The sequence below is a fragment of the Janibacter sp. A1S7 genome, assembly GCF_037198315.1.
Lineage (GTDB): Bacteria > Actinomycetota > Actinomycetes > Actinomycetales > Dermatophilaceae > Janibacter > Janibacter alittae.
In genome coordinates this window covers 2,162,198-2,177,456 of record NZ_CP144913.1, presented here as the reverse complement: position 1 = coordinate 2,177,456, position 15,259 = coordinate 2,162,198, and the positions used below count along the sequence as shown (strand labels likewise).

Below are 15,259 nucleotides of genomic sequence, written 5' to 3'. Positions count from 1 at the left end.
TTCACAGCGAGGCGTCCGGGTCGATCTCGACCATCGCGCCGTCCTGGGCCTCGTAGATGCCCGTGGCCGTGGAGCCGCGGTGGCTGTCGGCGCTGAACTCGACCGTTCCGTCACCGACGACGCCGCCGGTGTCGATGGCGCCCATGGTCTCCAGGGCCTCTCGGATGCTGGCTCCGGTGAGCTCGTCACCGGATGCCATGGCCTCCTCGATGCCCTGCGCCATGATGTCCATCGCGTACCAGCCCTGCACCCAGGCCGCACCGATGTCCGCCGTGTCGATGTTGTTGGCCTCGGCGTACTCCTTGATCGGGGCGTGGCCCTCCTTCTCGGCGCTCAGCGGGGCGAAGGGCTGGATGAGGATGTGCCCTTCGGCCGCCTTGTCCCCTGCGGAGTCGATGAACAGCTCGTTGCCGCACCAGTTGAGGCAGACGATCTTCATGTCGAGGTTCTGTGCGGCAATGTCCTTGGCGACCAGGGCGGCCGGCGATGCCACGTTCTGGATGACGACGTACTTGGCACCCTGGTCCTTGGCCTGGGAGAGCAGACCGACGTAGTTCTGCGAGCCGCTCGGCATGGCGTAGGACTCGTACCCCAGGTCCAGTCCCTCCTCGTCGATCCAGGTCTGGCCGTCGCCGACCGGGGCCTCACCGAAGGGGCTGTCGTGGTGGAAGACGGCCACTTCGCCACCACCGCCGCTGTCCTCCTCGATCCAGTTGAGGGCGATGCGCATCTGGTCGGAGTAGGTCGGCGCGATGATGAAGTTGTAGGGCGCCTCTTCGGGGTCGGTCAGCGGCTCGGCGAAGGAGCCGGACATGAACGGCAGCTCGTCCTTGCCGACACTGGCCGAGAGCGCCTCCGTGTCACCGGTGCCCCACCCCTGGACGGCCACGACACCATCGTTGATGTACTGCTTGTACAGTTGCTCGGCCTTGGGGACCTCGTAGGCGTAGTCGTTGGACAGCGCCTCGATCTGGCGACCGTCGATGCCGCCCTCCTCGTTGCGCCAGTCGACGTAGGCGAGCATGCCCTCGTTGTAGGGGGTGCCCACGTCACCGGTGGCACCGGTGAGGTCGGCGATCATGCCGATCGGGATGGGCTCGTCGGAGTCGGCTCCGCCGCCTCCTCCACCGCCTCCGCAGGCGGAGAGAGCGAGAGCGGATGCAGCGGCCATGGCCACCGCGAGGGTGCGGTTTCGTGCAGACATCGTTGTCTCCTTGTGTGATGGGGTCCGTGCGGTGGGCGGTCAGTAGCGGAAGGGCCAGAAGCCGAAGTAGTCCTTGATGCGGTGCCAGATGCGATCCAGACCGCGTGGTTCGAGGATGAGGAAGAGGATGATGACCAGTCCGAAGACGGCGTTGCGGACGGCCGGGAGCTGGTCGGCGATGAACGGAACGCTGTCCCCGAGCCCGAGCGAGAGCTGGCGGATCAGCTCGGGAAGCAGCGTCATGAAGATGGCGCCGTACACCGCCCCCGCGATGCTGCCCAGGCCGCCGACGATGATCATCGCCAGGTAGAGGATCGACACGTCGAGGGTGAACTTCTCCCACGACAGGACCTCGCTGTAGTGGGCGGTGAGCGCACCGGCGAGTCCGACGAAACCGGATGAGATGGCGAAGGCCATCAGCTTGGCGCGGGGAATGTTGACCCCGATCGCCTCGGCGGCGATGTCCTGGTCGCGCACCGCCATGAAGGAGCGACCCAGACCCGTACGGAAGAGGTTGCGGGCGGTGATCACCGACAGGCTGGCAAGGACGAGCAGGATCCAATACCACTGCTGCTCGAAGACCGCCCGGCCGCCGATCTGGAAGCCGAAGACGTCCAACCGGTCGATGTTGAGGTAACCCTGGCCCAGGGTCAGCCAGTCCCACCGGCGGATGACGAACTCGATGATCATCTGGCTGGCGAGCGTGGCGATCGCCAGGTAGAGACCCTTCAGGCGCAGTCCCGGGAGCCCGAAGAAGGTCCCCACGGCCGCGGTGAGCAGCACGGCAAGCAGGATGGCGATCGGCGTGGGCAGGCCCATCCGGTCGGAGAGGATCGCCGAGCTGTAGGCGCCGACGGCGAGGAAACCGCCCTGCCCGAGGGAGATCTGGCCCGTGTAGCCCACGAGGATGTTCAAGCCCACGGCGCCGATGACGGCGATGAGGATGAGGTTGGCCTGGGAGAGCCAGTAGTTGTCGAGGATGAAGGGCAGCAGGAGCAGAAGAAGAGTCAGCAGACCCAGCCGGACGTACTCGGCGCGGGTGGCCCGTAGTCGCAGCTCGGATGAGTAGCTGCGGTGGTGGATTCCGGTTGCCGTGGCGGCCATCGTCAGGTCACACCCTCTCGATGCGGGTCTCGCCGAAGATGCCGTACGGGCGCACGAGCAGGATCAGGACGAGAACGATGTACGGGATGACGGTCGCCAGACCTGGGTCGAGGTAACCGGCGGTGAACTGTTTCAGCAGGCCGATCGTGAGCCCACCGATGATCGTGCCGGGCACGGAATCGAGTCCGCCGAGGATGACCACGGGGAAGACGAGCAGGCCGAACGCGGCGATGTTCTGGTCCACGGCGGAGATGTCACCGACGAGGACACCCGCGATGAGCGCACTCACGGCGGCCAGGGCCCAGGCCAGGGCGAAGATTCGTCGTACCGAGATGCCCATCGTCATGGCGGCCTGCTGGTCGTCGGCGACAGCGCGCATCGCGATGCCGTGGCGCGACTTGCGGAAGAACAACGTGAATGCCGTCAGGACGACGGCCGCGATGGCGATCGCTGCCAGGCGGTTGATGGGCACGGTGGCACCGAGGATGTCCACCGATCCCCTCGGCAGGATGTTCGGCTGCCGCCGTGGGGAGGTGCCGTAGAAGGCCTGGACCAGGGCGTTGAGCAACGAGGACAGACCGATGGTCACCATGATGATGCTGATCGGGTTCTCACCGACCATCGGGCGCAGGATCAGTCGCTCGACGAGGACACCGATCAGGGTGGCCACCACGAGGCCGAAGACGACGGCAAGGACCAGCGGAAGATTCAACACGACGAAGGCGGTGTAGAACATGTAGGCGCCCACGAGGAGGAACTCGCCCTGGGCGAAGTTGATGACGCCGGTGGCCTTGTAGATCAGGACGAATCCCAGGGCAGCGAGCGCCAGGATGGAGCCGTCGGCGAGGCCGTAGGCGAGCTGGTTGATGAAGGTGCTCATCGGGTCCTCCCCGACGAGGTCCGCGGACCACTGCGGGCCCCGCACGCTCGTGTCCTCGCGTTCCTGTCACTCATCGGCGGCCACTCCAGACGGGTCGGCGGCCCCTGCCTTCGGGGACCGAGTAGGTGGTCAGGTCGAAGATGTCCAGCTCGAGGACGCGCTCGGTGCTCGAGCCGTCCTGGTAGGTGATGCGGCTGCGTACGTCGACCCTGTCGTCGCCGCGAGCAAGGGCTGCGATGATGTCCTCGTACCGCTCGGCGATGACATTGCGGCGGACCTTGCGGGTGCGGGTGATCTCGTCGTCGTCGGGGTCGAGCTGCTTGTGCAGCAGGACGAATCGACGCACTCGGATGCTGTCCTGCAGGTCCTCGTTGGCCCGGCTGGCCTCCTCGGCGATGAGTTCCTGGACCTCCGGCTTGCCGGCGAGGTCGGTGTACGTCGTGTAGCTCAGGCGTTCGTTCTCCGCCCAGGACCCGACGGTGGCCGGGTCGATGATGACCATCGCCGTCATGCCCTCCGCCTCGTCCTCGGGTGGGAAGACGACCGCCTCCTCGACATAGGGGGAGAACTTCAACTTGTTCTCGATGAAGGCGCTGGAGTAGCGGGTGCCGTCCGGTGCGGTGAGCACGTCCTTGGCGCGGTCGATGATCACGAGGTGGTCGTTGTCGTCGAGGTATCCGGCGTCCCCGGTGTGCAGCCACCCGTCGGCGTCGACGATCTTCGCCGTCTCCTCCGGCTGGCGGTGGTAGCCACGGAAGACGGAGTCCGAGCGCAGCAGGACCTCTCCGTCATCGCTGATGCGCAGGTCGGTCCCCGGGATGGGGGTACCGACGGTGTTGAAGGGGACGTCGTCGTCGCGGTGGACGACGGCGATGCCGCATATCTCGGTCTGGCCGTAGATCTGCTTGAGGTTGACGCCGATGGCGTGGAAGAAGCGGAACACGTCCGGTCCCATGGGTGCGCCACCGGTATAGCACCGGCGGATGCGCGTCAGGCCGAGCTGGTCGCGTACCGGACGGGTGGACACCGCATCGGCGAGCGCGTGCATGGCGGAGAGCGCCGGTCCGGGCTTCTGGCCGGTAACCCGCATCTCCGCGACCGTGTCGCCGACGGAGTACCCCCAGCCGAACACGCGACGCTTGAGCCAGCCGGCCTCATCGATGCGCACCTGGACCTCCGAGAGCATCGACTCCCAGATGCGCGGTGGCGAGAACATCACGTCCGGACCGATCTCGCGCATGTCGCTGCGCTGGGTGGAGGAGTCCTCCGGGAAGGAGATCGTCAGCCCCCGGGACAGCCCGCAGGCGACGGCGAGCATCTGCTCACCGATCCAGGCGAAGGGGAGGAAGGAGACGTAGCGGTCCTTCCGGTCGATCGGGTCGATGCTCGTGAGGTGGTCGGCCATGGCCAGCAGGTTGCGGTGGGAGAGCTCGGCGAGTTTCGGTCGTGAGGTCGTGCCGGAGGTGGTGCAGATGACCGCGATGTCGTCGGCCGCCCCGGCAGTCACCTGCTCCTGGAACCATCGCGGGTGCTCGGCTGCCCGACCCCGGCCCAGCTCCTCGAGCTCGGTGAACTCCATCAGGACCCGGTCCCGGTACTGCTCCAGGCCGTGCGGATCGTAGTAGACGATCGTCTCGATGTGCAGCGGATCGGCGTCGGCGGGCGCCTCCTCCTCGAGCAGGCGCAGCAACTTGTCGACCTGCTCCTGGTCCTCGGCGACGACGATCCGCGCGCGGGAGGTGGTCAGGATGTGTCGCAGCTCCTCGCCGATCGAGGTCGGGTAGATGCCCACGACGGCAACGCCCATGCTCTGGGCGGCAAGCTCGGCGATGAGCCACTCGGGTCGGTTGTCCCCGAGGACCGCGATGATCTCACCACGGGTGATCCCCAGGGCAGCGAGACCGTGGGCGGCGTCGTGCACCCGGCGCTCGTACTCGCTCCACGTGAGGGGCTGCCAGATGCCGTACTGCTTCTCCTGCATGGCGACTGCCGTGGGCCGCGTGGCGGCGAGGTCACCGAGCAGCTTCGGGAAGGTGTCGGCGGGCCGGTCGGCGGTGCGGGTCTGCTGGGCGGATGCGTCCGCTCTCGTGTCAGCCACGGGAGTCCTCCTCGTCCTCGGCACCGAGATACGCCTCGATGACCGCGGGGTTGGCCATGACCTCTGCCGGGGTCCCGTCGGCGATCAGAGCGCCGAAGTCCAGGACGCTGATCCGGTGCGAGATGTCCATGACGACGTTCATGTCGTGCTCGATGAGGACGACGGAGACGCTGGCCATCTCGTGGACGTCGAGGATGAAGCGCGCCATGTCCTCCTTCTCCTCGGCGTTCATCCCGGCCATGGGCTCGTCCAGCAGGAGCAGGGACGGCTGGAGGCACAGGGCGCGTCCGAGCTCGACGCGCTTCTGGATGCCGTAGGCGAGGGAGCCGACCGGCTTGTTGCGCACCGCCTGCAGGTTGAGCAGGTCGATGACCTCCTCGACGAGGTGGCGGTGGCGGATCTCCTGTCGGCGGGCGGGACCGAACCACAGCAACGACTTCAGGACGCTGTGGTCCATGTGGATGTGCCGGCCGAGCATGAGGTTCTCCAGAACGCTCATCGCGTGGAAGAGCTCGATGTTCTGGAAGGAGCGGGCCACACCCAGTCGCGCGATGCGGTGCGGAGGAAGCGTGGTCAGCTGGTGGGTGCTGACCTTCCCGGCGGTGCCGTCAGCGCCGGGGGCAGCGGCGGTCTGCAGGCGGATCTGCCCCTCCTGCGGCCGGTAGAGGCCGCTGATGCAGTTGAGCAGGGAGGACTTGCCGGCGCCGTTGGGGCCGATGATCGAGTGGATGTGCCCCTCGGTGACGGAGAACGAGACGTCGCGCAGGGCGGTGACCCCGCCGAAGCGGAGCGTGACGTCATCGACGTCGAGCAGGGTCTCGCCCGCAGCCAGGTGGCTTCCGCGGAGCGAGTGCTGGTAGGCCCGGGTCAGCACTGACCCTCCCTTTTCTGGTTTCGACGGTGAAACTGCATGGACGTGACACTAGATTTTCATTATGTGAAAATCAAGGGTCTTGTTGAGAAATTTATCTCCGAGCATGATTGACTCGATGACGTTCGCGCAGTGACGTCGGAAGGGGGTCGTGGTGACCGCATCGCACGCGCCCGAGTCGGCGACAGCCGGTCGGGGGGGTCTTGGGACGGTGCGCAATGCCGTGCGCCTGCTCGAGCTCTTGGGCGAGGGGCCCGCGTACCAGCAGCTGACCGACCTGGCCGAGCGGTCGGGGCTGTCGGTCCCGACCGTCCACCGACTGCTGCGCTCACTCGTCCTGGCCGACCTCGTCGTCCAGGACCCCCGCTCATCCCGCTACGGGCTGGGGCCGGAGCTGACCCGGCTGTCGAACCACTACCTCTCCCGGCTGCCGCTGCTCGGAGCGCTCAGTCCCTACCTCTCGCAGCTGCGCGACCAGCTCGAGCACACCATCCACGTCGAGATCCTCGTCCACGGCGAGGTCATCTACGTCGACCGCGTCGACGGCACCGGCCCCGGTCCCTACCGGGATGCGCACCGGGTGACGGCGGCGCTCTCGTGCGCCGGCGGCCGCCTGCTGGCCGCTCGTGCGGACGACGACGCCGTGTGGCAGCGCTCCCTGGACCGGGCCGAGGACCACGACCGGGAGGCGGCCACCGAGGAGGCGCGCGCCCGGTGGGCGGCGGCCGCCCACCTCGCCCTGGCTCCCGAGGACCCGACGATGCCACCGGAGGTGGCTGTCCCGGTGGTCGACGGGCAGGGCGCGACGGTCGCCGTCCTGGCGGCCAACATCGACGATCCCGACGACGACTCCGTCGTGAGGGCCGTCGCGGGCCGGCTCGGTCGCGCCGCGCGCGCGGCAGGAAGGACGCTCGGCCATGCCTGAGTCGGACGCCGCAGACGTCTGGGAGACCGTCCCGCCGTCCTCGTGGGAGGAGGTCGCCGACCTGATCTCCTTCGACACCCCCTTCGCCGACCTGTGGCTGCCCGGGGAACGATCGGGCCGCTGGTTCGTCGGTGGGGCCCTCAACCTGTCCACCAACTGCGTCGACCGCCACCTGGCTGACCGCTCCGACCAGCCGGCCATCCACTGGGAGGGGGAGCCCGGGGACCGGCGCACGCTGACCTACGCCCGGCTGCACGACGAGGTGCTCGCGCTCACCGCTGCCCTGCGGGGGATGGGCGTCGACCGGGGTGATCGGGTCGGTCTGCACCTGGGCTGGCTCCCCGAGACCGTGGTCATCATGCTCGCCTGCGCCCGCATCGGTGCGATCCACACCGTCTTGCCGGCGCCGCTGCCGGTCGAGCCGCTCGGGGACCGGCTGGAGCTGCTCGACCTGAAGGTCCTGTTCACCCAGGACGGTGCGTGGCGTCACGGCACCGTCCTGCCCCTGAAGTCGCGCGCCGACGATGCCCTCCTCGCCGGCGGCTCGGTGGAGCACACCATCGTCGTGCGTCGCACCGGGATGGACGTCGCGTGGTTCGAGGGGGACCGCTGGTACCACGACCTCGTCGCCCCCTCGCGGCCCGGCGCCGCGACGTCGCCGGAGGGTGACCCGTCCGCCGCCGCCTCACTGCCCGCCGACCACCCGATCGCGGCCATCCCCTTGGCGCACCGCGGCGGTCAGACCGTCTCCGTGCTGCACGGCACCGCGACGATGTTGGCCGGCGCGGTGGCCGTCCATCGTCGTCTGCGGACCGGTGGCGTGTTCTGGTGCGCCGCGGACATCGCCTGGACGGTGACCCAGTTCCACGGAATATACGGTCCGCTGGCCCACGGCGACACGGTCGTGATGTACGAGGGCACGCTCGACCAGCCCTCGCAGACCCGGGCGTGGGACATCATCGCCCGGTACGGGGTCGACAGCATGGTCACGACCCCGTCCGTCGTGCGGACCGTGCGGGGCTGGTCCCGTGAGCTGCCCGAGGTCTCCGAGCTGCCCTCGCTGCGTCGGGTCACCACGGCCGGCGAGGCGGTCGACGACGAGCTGCGATCCTGGTTGGGGCAGGCCTTCGCGTCCCGGGCGGTCGATGTGGTCGACGCCTGGGGCCAGCTCGAGCTCGGGGGCATCGTCCAGGTGGCCCCCAGTGACAGAGACGACAGGCACGCCGTACCGGACTGCGGGGTCGACATCGTCGATCCCGACGGTCAGCCGGTGACCGAGGGGGAGGTCGGCGAGGTCATCCTGCGCTTCCCGTGGGCGGGCACGATGGTCGGTGTCGAGGGGCCGCAGGCAGCAGTCGCGCAGACGCACTGGACCCGTCATCCCGGCAGTTACGCCACGGGTGACCTGGCCGTGCGCCGGGAGGACGGGCGCATGGCCTTCCTCGGGCGCGCCGACGAGGTGGTCTCGATCTCCGGGCAACTGGTCTCCCTCCGCGAGGTCCGTGAGGTGCTGGCGGACCACCCCTTCGTCGAGGCTGCTGCGGTCACCTCACGCAAGGATCCCGATCTGGGTCGCTCCCTCGTCGCAGCGGTCAGCCTCAGCGTCGAGGTCGGGGCCGACCCGGACCTGGACGGCGTCGCCGTCGAGCTGATGGACACGGTCCGCGAGGTCATGGGCGGACTCGCCCGGCCACGTGCGGTCCTCGTCCTCGACCGGTTCGGCGAGGGGTTGGGGCAGTTGGACCAGTTGCGGGCGATCGCCCTGCTGGCCACGCCCGACCGCGCGGGCGCCCCGCGGCAGGTCACCTGGGAGCAAGTGGTGGCTGCTGCCGGTCACTGACCCATGTGCACGTCGCGGCTCAGGCGGCAGATCGGGTGGAGCGCTCAGCGGTCTGCTCGACCCAGCGCATCTCCATGCGGATCCGGCCGTCCGGCCGACGGACGGGGACCCACGTGCAACTCAGACGCTGAGACGGACGCGCCTGGGGCGTCGTCAAGGGGGTGACGGGCATGTCGGACACCTCCTGTTCATCGTGTGTTCGCCTTCATACTAGCACGAAGATGAACGGCAGGTGAACAGAAGCGGTCCGTTGCGTGTCCGGTGTGCCTTCCGGTAGCGATCACCACGTGGTGCGACGCGGGGTGGCCCTCGCTCGTAGGCTGTGGCCATGACGACGAAGGTGGCAGTGATCGGTGCCGCGGGGCGCATGGGTTCGACGGCGTGCGACGCGGTGGAGGGGGCTGCTGACCTCGAGCTGGTCGGCCGCTATGACGACGGGGACGACCTCGGCGACCTCGGGGGCGCGGATGTTGCCATCGACTTCACCGTCCTGGCCGCCAGTGAGGGCAACGTTCGGCAGTGCGTCGAGCGTGGGGTGCACGTCGTCGTCGGCACCTCAGGTTGGACGGATGCCAAGGCAGAGGAGCTGCGCAGCGAGGTCGAGGCGAAGGGGGACGTCGGGGTGCTCATCGCGCCGAACTTCGCCATCGGCGCCGTGCTGATGATGAAGTTCGCCGAGCAGGCCGCTCGCTTCTACGAGTCGGTCGAGGTGATCGAACTGCACCACCCGCGCAAGGTCGACGCTCCGAGCGGCACCGCGACGCGTACCGCCGAGCTCATCGGTGCCGCGCGTCAGGAGGCCGGCGTCGGTCCGGTCCCCGACGCGACGACCAAGGACCCGGACGGCGCCCGTGGCGCCACGGTCGAGGGCGTGCCGGTGCACGCGGTCCGGCTGCGCGGACTCGTCGCCCACCAGGAGGTTCTCCTGGGCAACGAGGGTGAGATGCTCACGATCCGGCACGACTCCTTCGACCGGGTCTCGTTCATGCCCGGCGTCCTCGCCGGCGTGCGCGAGGTCGGCAAGCACCCGGGTGTGACCGTGGGGCTCGAGCACGTGCTCGGTCTGTGATGGGCGGGTGCGCCTAGCCGAGCGGGTCTGCTCCAGGGGCGCGTCCTTCGCGCAGCAGGGGGAACAGGTCATGGTGCATGGGGGCCCCGGCGGGCAGTTCGTCCTCGAGTCCGTCGAAGGGAGGCGAGGTCACCCACCGGCGTGGCGCATGCACCATGTCGTCGCCGAGGAAGCGCAGCGAGAAGGCGCGGCGCCTCGTGCGGCCCGGGACGCCGTAGGCGTGGTGGAGCGTCAGCATGTGGAAGAAGACGGCGTCGCCCGGCTGCATCGCCCAGCCACGGATGTCGTGGTCCGAGCGGTGGGCCTCGATGTCCGGTAGCTCGGAGAGCGAGCCTTCCGGGAACCACTTGGCCTCGTTCGTCATGAACGTGCGGGGCATGAGCCATCCGTGTCGGTGCGACCCGGCAAGGAACTCCAGCGTCGACTCCGCCGCCACCGGGTCGACGGGCGCCCACATCGAGCAGTTGTCGAGGCCGTCGACGTTGTAGTACGGCTGGTCCTGGTGCCACGGAGTCTCCTGCTGGGTGCCGGGCTCCTTGACCAGGACGTGGTCGTGGTACAGGCGAATGCGTTCGCTGCCGGTCAGGGCCGCGGCCACGTCCGCAGCGCGCGAGGTGTACGCCACCCGGCAGAACTCCTCGATCCGCTGCCAGTTGCAGAAGTCCTCGACGAAGCTGCCCGGGTCCGTGGCGCTGCTCGCCACCTTCCGGCGAGGGCTGGGGTCCGCCAGCGTGCGTTCGATGCCCTGCTCGATGGTCGCAACCTGCTCGGGGGTGAAGAGGCCGCGCACGATGACGGCCCCGGTCGAGGCGAACTCCTGCACCGTGGTCGCGTCGACGACGGCGGCCGGTCGTAGGGCAGTAGGGGACATGTCGGGCTCCTGATCATCCGTGGACCGTCTCCATGCTGGCAGCAGTGGTTGACCGATAAAAGTGGTCACTTTCGGTCATGGTGATCGAAAAACCCAATCGATGGCTAGTGTGTGCGCATGCCTGCCACCGACTTGAGCCTGCGCCACCTCGCTGCGGTGGTCGCGATCCACGAGGAGGGGTCCTACCGTCGTGCGGCCGCACGGCTCGGCTTCTCGCAAGCTGCCGTGACCAGTCAGATCGCGGCCCTGGAGAAGACGTTGGGGGCCACGGTCTTCCACCGGCCCGGAGGACCCCGACCGGTGGTCCTGACCACGGTGGGCCAGGAAGTGCTCGAGGCTGCCCGTGACCTCCTGGCCACGGCCGACCTGCTGGATCTGCGCATCGCGTCGTTGCGCGACGGGACCTGGGGTCGATTGGCGATCGGGACGTTCCAGTCGGTGTCGGCCCGACTGCTCCCGGCCGTCCTGGGTGAGCTGCGTCGTGCCAGCCCGGCCGTCGAGGTGACCGTTCTGGAGAGCACCGACAACGATGTGCTGATCCGGGCATTGCGCAGCGCCCGGTTGGACGTCAGTTTCTTCGTCGGTCCGGTCGATGCCCCCGGGCTGACGGTGCGTGAGGTCGTGCGGGACACCTTCGTCGCCGTCGTCGACGTCGACGACCCGGCACGGGACGCGCTCTCGCTCCGGGACCTGGGGAGCCGCCCGTTGGTCGGACATGACCAGTGCGCTTGCCACGAGCTGGTCGAGCGAGGTTTCACGGCCGCGGGCATCCTCCCGTCCTTCGCCTTCCGAAGCAACGACAACGCGGCGGTGCAGGCCATGGTGCGAGCAGGTATCGGTACCGCCGTGATGCCTGCACTGTCGGTCGACCCGCAGGACCCGGGGGTGCGTCTGCTGCCCATCGCGCCCGCCCTGCCTGCACGCACCATCTCGGTGGCGCACACCGCCGATCGCCCACCACCCACTGCGATCGATTTCGTCGACCGCACCCTCGCGGCGGCCGCGGAGCTGAGGCTCTAACCCCAGCCGAGTGCTCGCAGGCCGGCGGCCAGGGCCGCTGCCGCGACGACGACGACGACGAAGTTGGCCCGCAGCCACAGCAGCACCACGGCGAGGGCGGCTGCTGCCAGTCGGGCGTCCACGACGATGCTGCCCTCGCCACCGACCGTCTGGGTGACGACCAGCCCGGCCAGGAGGGCGACCGGGAGCAGGCCGATGATCCGGGAGCGACGTCGGCCGTCGACGACGGACTCGGGGACGAGGTACCCGGCGTACTTCGCGGCGAACCCGAGCGCGCACGCCGCGAGTACGGCGAGCCAGAGGACTGTGCCCGTCACAGCAGATCACCGTCCGGCTGCTCGATGTCGCGCGCCCGGCTGGGTGCGGCCTCGACGAGGCCGACGACGACAGCGGCGGTCGCGGCCAGCAGGACCGGGACGCCGGCGGGGGTGGGCACGAAGCTGATCAGGGCGACGGCGGCGGCGAGCGCCGCGGTGACCCGTCCGGTGCGGTCCCGCAGACGGGGCCAGATGAGGCCGATGAAGGCGGCGGCAGCGGCGGCGTCGAGACCCCACGTGCGGGGGTCTCCGATGGCATTGCCGACGAGTGCACCCACGAGTGTCGCCAGATTCCAGAAGGTGAACACGCCCAGGCCTGCGGCCCAGAAACCGGTGCGCTGCGCCGGTGTGCCCTCCTGTGCCAGTGCCACCGCGGTGGACTCGTCGATGGTCAGGTGGGCGGCCGCCGCTCGTCGCCATCCCCGCAGGCGCAGCACGCGGGCCAGCTGCAGGCCGTACAGGCCGTTGCGGATCCCCAGGAGGGTGGACGTGGCCACCGCCGTGACCGGGTTGCCTCCGGACCCGATGATGCCGATGAAGGCGAACTGCGAACCACCGGTGAACAGCAGCAGCGACAGGGCCATCGTCTGCCAGACATCGAGGCCGGCGGCGACACCTAGGGCACCGAAACTGACTCCGTAGACCCCTGTCGCCACACCAACGGACAGGCCCTGTCGACGTGCGTCAGCGTGCGCCGCATCCGCCGGGGGCGTCACCCACCAGCCTCCGGGGTGACGTCGTCGGTGAGGGTCGCGACAAGCCGCACCTCGCGTGCCGTGTCGTCCTCGGGGGAGACCACCCGGTCGCGGTAGGCGCCGTCGGGCTCGAGTCCGGAGGCGGTGAGGAAGGCGCGTACTGCCTCGTGCGGGACGAGGCACCAGACTGCGACGTGCTCGGCGCCGGCGTCGCGCAGGATGTCGACTGCGGCATTGAGCAGCCGGGAGCCATGCCCCTGTCGCCGATGCATCGGGTGGACGCCGAGGGCGGTGACCTCACCCGTCGTCTGGCCGGTGTCCGGGTCCTGGCTGGGTCCGATGGCCACGAAGCCGACCACCTGCTCGCCGGCGCAGGCGACGAGCAGGCGGTGCACCCCTTCGGGCGGTGTGCGCAGGGAGTCGCGCCAGGCCGCGGCGAAGGACTGGGGGTCGAAGGCCGCGTGCACCTGCGGCGGGACGATGCCGTCGTAGGCCTCCTGCCAGACGAGGGCCTGGACCTGGCCCACGGCCGGGACGTCGTTGGTGCCGGCGGCACGCACGCTCGCGTCGGCGGTGGGCATCAGCGACCCTCGAAGACGGGGGAGCGGCGCTGCGTGAAGGCGCGCTGGCCCTCGGCGAGGTCGGAACTCGCCCAAGCGCGCGCGAATGCCTTGTCGTAGGCCGCATCGGGGCCGGTGGGGGAGTCCATCCCGACCTTCGACCCCTGCTGGGTCAGCGGGGCGAGCTGGACGGTTGCCCGCGCGAGGTCCAGGGCGAGGTCGAGGTCGCCCTGGCGTTGGCTGAAGCCGAGACGCCAGGCGTCCTCGTGGTCCAGGACCGCGGCCGTGAGCACCATGTGCCGGGCTGCGCCCTCACCCCAGAAGCGGGCGGCGCGCTCCAGCGTCCACTTGTTGACCATCAGGCCGAGCTTGGCCACGGGGATGGCGAAGCGGGCGCCGTGCTCGACGACCCGGACATCACAGGCCACGGCGAGCTGCATCCCCAGACCCATGCACGAGCCGGAGATCGCCGCGATCGTCGTGATCGGGAGGCCGGCGAGGTGCTCGAGGACCTCGGCGAGCCGCTCGGTGAAGGTGACGTCCTCGAGCTCGGTCAGGTCCGCACCGGCACAGAAGTGTCCGTCGGCACCGGTGAGCACGAGTGCCCGCGAGCCGGTCTCGACGGCGGCGGTGACGGCCGCGTCCAACTCCTCGAGGGTCGTCAGGTCGAGGGCATTGCGGCGGTGGGTGCGGTCGATGGTCAGGGTCGTGACGGCATCGGTGGTCTCGCTGAGGATGGGCACACCCGCCAGCATACGAAAGGAGCGAAGGGGTGGCGCCAGCCCTCCCTTCGCTCCCGCCGGAGCCCTACGGTGGGGTGATGGAGACGACGATGCCGCTGACGATCATGCCGGTCCCCGGCGCCGGCGCCGAGGACGTCCTCGTCGGACCCGACGGGCGGGTGTGGACCGGCACGGTGGACGGCGCGGTCATCGCCGTCACCCCCGACGGCCGGCAGAGCGAGCGGGTGGTCGAGACGGGTGGTCGGCCGCTCGGGCTGGAGTGGCTGCCGGACGGGCGGTTGCTCGTGTGCGATGCGAGCCGCGGCCTCCTCGCGGTGGATGTGGACGGGTCGCGTGCCATCGAGGAGCTCGTCACCGAGGTCGACGGGTCCCCGATGGTCTTCACCAACAACGCCGCGGTGGCCGCGGACGGCACGATCTGGTTCAGCGACTCCTCCCGGCAGTGGGGTGTGGAGGTGTGGAAGTCCGACCTCATCGAGCACACCCGCAGCGGACGACTGCTGCGGCGCGCGGTCGACGGCACCGTCACGACGGTCCTGGACGGGCTGGCCTTCGCCAACGGTGTTGCCCTGCTGCCGGACGAGAGCGCCGTCCTCGTGGCGGAGACCGCACTCCGGCGCATTCGCCGGGTCGAGCTCAGTGGTGGCCTGCCGGTGGCCGGCCACGTCGTCGGCAGCGAAGGGAGCGACGTCGAGCCGTCCGCGGAGCAGCTCTTCGTCGCCGGCCTGCCCGGCTACCCGGACAACATCTCGCGTGGGTCGGACGGGCTGATCTGGTCGGCCATCGCCTCCCCGCCCGACCCGGTGCTGAACGTGCTCCAGGCGTCGCCGCAGCGGCTGCGCGACCTCGCCCTTCGGTTGCCCGAGGCGATCAAGCCCACGCCCAAGCGCACCGTGCGCGTCATCGCGCACGATGCCACTGGCACGCTCGTGCACGACCTGTCCGCAGACGCCACCGGTTGGCACATGGCCACCGGTGTGCGCGAGCAGGACGGTCGGGTGTGGCTGGGCAGTCTGGTCGAGCCGGCGATCGCCCACTTCGAGCTGCCGCGCTGAGACGCGC

General features: G+C 69.5%; 15 protein-coding genes. 5 read left to right on the top strand and 10 right to left on the bottom strand.

Going from position 1 to position 15,259, the window contains the following annotated elements; genetic code table 11:
* Nucleotide 1: 1 nt before the first annotated feature.
* The 5 genes from V1351_RS10445 to V1351_RS10425 form a co-directional block, all read right to left on the bottom strand.
* On the bottom strand, nucleotides 2–1,204 hold the full coding sequence (locus V1351_RS10445; protein WP_338748086.1) for an ABC transporter substrate-binding protein: 1,203 nt from the start codon (nucleotides 1,202–1,204) through the stop codon (nucleotides 2–4).
* A gap of 39 nt (nucleotides 1,205–1,243) precedes the next feature.
* Complete coding sequence (locus tag V1351_RS10440) at nucleotides 1,244–2,308, bottom strand: branched-chain amino acid ABC transporter permease (RefSeq protein ID WP_338748085.1); 1,065 nt, start codon at nucleotides 2,306–2,308, stop codon at nucleotides 1,244–1,246.
* A gap of 7 nt (nucleotides 2,309–2,315) precedes the next feature.
* The gene (locus V1351_RS10435; protein ID WP_338748084.1) at nucleotides 2,316–3,188 is read right to left on the bottom strand and encodes a branched-chain amino acid ABC transporter permease; all 873 of its coding nucleotides are present in this window, start codon (nucleotides 3,186–3,188) and stop codon (nucleotides 2,316–2,318) included.
* 70 nt (nucleotides 3,189–3,258) lie between these two features.
* Nucleotides 3,259–5,286, bottom strand: coding sequence for an AMP-binding protein (locus V1351_RS10430; RefSeq protein ID WP_338748083.1), 2,028 nt, complete (start codon nucleotides 5,284–5,286; stop codon nucleotides 3,259–3,261).
* Nucleotides 5,279–6,160, bottom strand: a complete 882-nt coding sequence (locus V1351_RS10425; RefSeq protein ID WP_338748082.1) for an ABC transporter ATP-binding protein — start codon at nucleotides 6,158–6,160, stop codon at nucleotides 5,279–5,281. The genes V1351_RS10430 and V1351_RS10425 overlap by 8 nt, the downstream gene beginning before the upstream one ends.
* A gap of 151 nt (nucleotides 6,161–6,311) precedes the next feature.
* Here V1351_RS10425 and V1351_RS10420 point away from each other — a divergent pair, with 151 nt between their 5' ends.
* The 3 genes from V1351_RS10420 (at nucleotide 6,312) to dapB (ending at nucleotide 9,991) form a co-directional block, all read left to right on the top strand.
* A complete protein-coding gene (locus tag V1351_RS10420) occupies nucleotides 6,312–7,082 on the top strand; it encodes an IclR family transcriptional regulator (RefSeq protein WP_338748081.1) in 771 nt (256 codons plus the stop codon).
* Nucleotides 7,075–8,922, top strand: coding sequence for an AMP-binding protein (locus V1351_RS10415; RefSeq protein WP_338748080.1), 1,848 nt, complete (start codon nucleotides 7,075–7,077; stop codon nucleotides 8,920–8,922). The genes V1351_RS10420 and V1351_RS10415 overlap by 8 nt, the downstream gene beginning before the upstream one ends.
* A gap of 328 nt (nucleotides 8,923–9,250) precedes the next feature.
* Complete coding sequence (gene dapB, locus V1351_RS10410; RefSeq protein ID WP_338748079.1) at nucleotides 9,251–9,991, top strand: 4-hydroxy-tetrahydrodipicolinate reductase; 741 nt, start codon at nucleotides 9,251–9,253, stop codon at nucleotides 9,989–9,991.
* Nucleotides 9,992–10,004: 13 nt separating this feature from the next.
* Here the strand turns inward: dapB and V1351_RS10405 are convergent, their stop codons facing one another.
* Complete coding sequence (locus tag V1351_RS10405) at nucleotides 10,005–10,862, bottom strand: phytanoyl-CoA dioxygenase family protein (RefSeq protein WP_338748078.1); 858 nt, start codon at nucleotides 10,860–10,862, stop codon at nucleotides 10,005–10,007.
* Between the two features lie 117 nt (nucleotides 10,863–10,979).
* On the opposite strand from V1351_RS10405, the gene V1351_RS10400 reads away from it, so the two are divergent.
* Nucleotides 10,980–11,882: a LysR family transcriptional regulator gene (locus V1351_RS10400; RefSeq protein ID WP_338748077.1), complete on the top strand. Its 903-nt coding sequence runs from the start codon at nucleotides 10,980–10,982 to the stop codon at nucleotides 11,880–11,882.
* Here V1351_RS10400 and V1351_RS10395 read toward each other — a convergent pair.
* The 4 genes from V1351_RS10395 to V1351_RS10380 are packed head-to-tail and all read right to left on the bottom strand — an operon-like array spanning nucleotide 11,879 to nucleotide 14,197.
* Nucleotides 11,879–12,199, bottom strand: coding sequence for an AzlD domain-containing protein (locus tag V1351_RS10395; RefSeq protein WP_338748076.1), 321 nt, complete (start codon nucleotides 12,197–12,199; stop codon nucleotides 11,879–11,881). The genes V1351_RS10400 and V1351_RS10395 overlap by 4 nt on opposite strands.
* Entirely contained in the window at nucleotides 12,196–12,915 is a 720-nt protein-coding gene (locus V1351_RS10390) for an AzlC family ABC transporter permease (RefSeq protein ID WP_338748075.1), read from the bottom strand. Before V1351_RS10390 ends, V1351_RS10395 begins: the two co-directional genes overlap by 4 nt.
* Nucleotides 12,912–13,475 carry a GNAT family N-acetyltransferase gene (locus V1351_RS10385; RefSeq protein ID WP_338748074.1) on the bottom strand — a complete coding sequence of 188 codons (564 nt, stop codon included), beginning with the start codon at nucleotides 13,473–13,475 and terminating at the stop codon, nucleotides 12,912–12,914. The genes V1351_RS10390 and V1351_RS10385 overlap by 4 nt, the downstream gene beginning before the upstream one ends.
* Entirely contained in the window at nucleotides 13,475–14,197 is a 723-nt protein-coding gene (locus tag V1351_RS10380; RefSeq protein ID WP_338748073.1) for an enoyl-CoA hydratase-related protein, read from the bottom strand. Before V1351_RS10380 ends, V1351_RS10385 begins: the two co-directional genes overlap by 1 nt.
* A 29-nt stretch (nucleotides 14,198–14,226) precedes the next feature.
* Here V1351_RS10380 and V1351_RS10375 point away from each other — a divergent pair, with 29 nt between their 5' ends.
* Nucleotides 14,227–15,252, top strand: coding sequence for an SMP-30/gluconolactonase/LRE family protein (locus tag V1351_RS10375; protein ID WP_338748072.1), 1,026 nt, complete (start codon nucleotides 14,227–14,229; stop codon nucleotides 15,250–15,252).
* Nucleotides 15,253–15,259: the final 7 nt, after the last annotated feature.

What these genes read in the sequence shown, in the direction of transcription:
- V1351_RS10445 (WP_338748086.1), bottom strand. Translation starts at nt 1,204, where the DNA reads ATGTCTGCACGAAACCGCACCCTCGCGGTGGCCATGGCCGCTGCATCC.
- V1351_RS10440 (WP_338748085.1), bottom strand. Translation starts at nt 2,308, where the DNA reads ATGGCCGCCACGGCAACCGGAATCCACCACCGCAGCTACTCATCCGAG.
- V1351_RS10435 (WP_338748084.1), bottom strand. Translation starts at nt 3,188, where the DNA reads ATGAGCACCTTCATCAACCAGCTCGCCTACGGCCTCGCCGACGGCTCC.
- V1351_RS10415 (WP_338748080.1), top strand. Translation starts at nt 7,075, where the DNA reads ATGCCTGAGTCGGACGCCGCAGACGTCTGGGAGACCGTCCCGCCGTCC.
- dapB (WP_338748079.1), top strand. Translation starts at nt 9,251, where the DNA reads ATGACGACGAAGGTGGCAGTGATCGGTGCCGCGGGGCGCATGGGTTCG.
- V1351_RS10405 (WP_338748078.1), bottom strand. Translation starts at nt 10,862, where the DNA reads ATGTCCCCTACTGCCCTACGACCGGCCGCCGTCGTCGACGCGACCACG.
- V1351_RS10400 (WP_338748077.1), top strand. Translation starts at nt 10,980, where the DNA reads ATGCCTGCCACCGACTTGAGCCTGCGCCACCTCGCTGCGGTGGTCGCG.
- V1351_RS10385 (WP_338748074.1), bottom strand. Translation starts at nt 13,475, where the DNA reads ATGCCCACCGCCGACGCGAGCGTGCGTGCCGCCGGCACCAACGACGTC.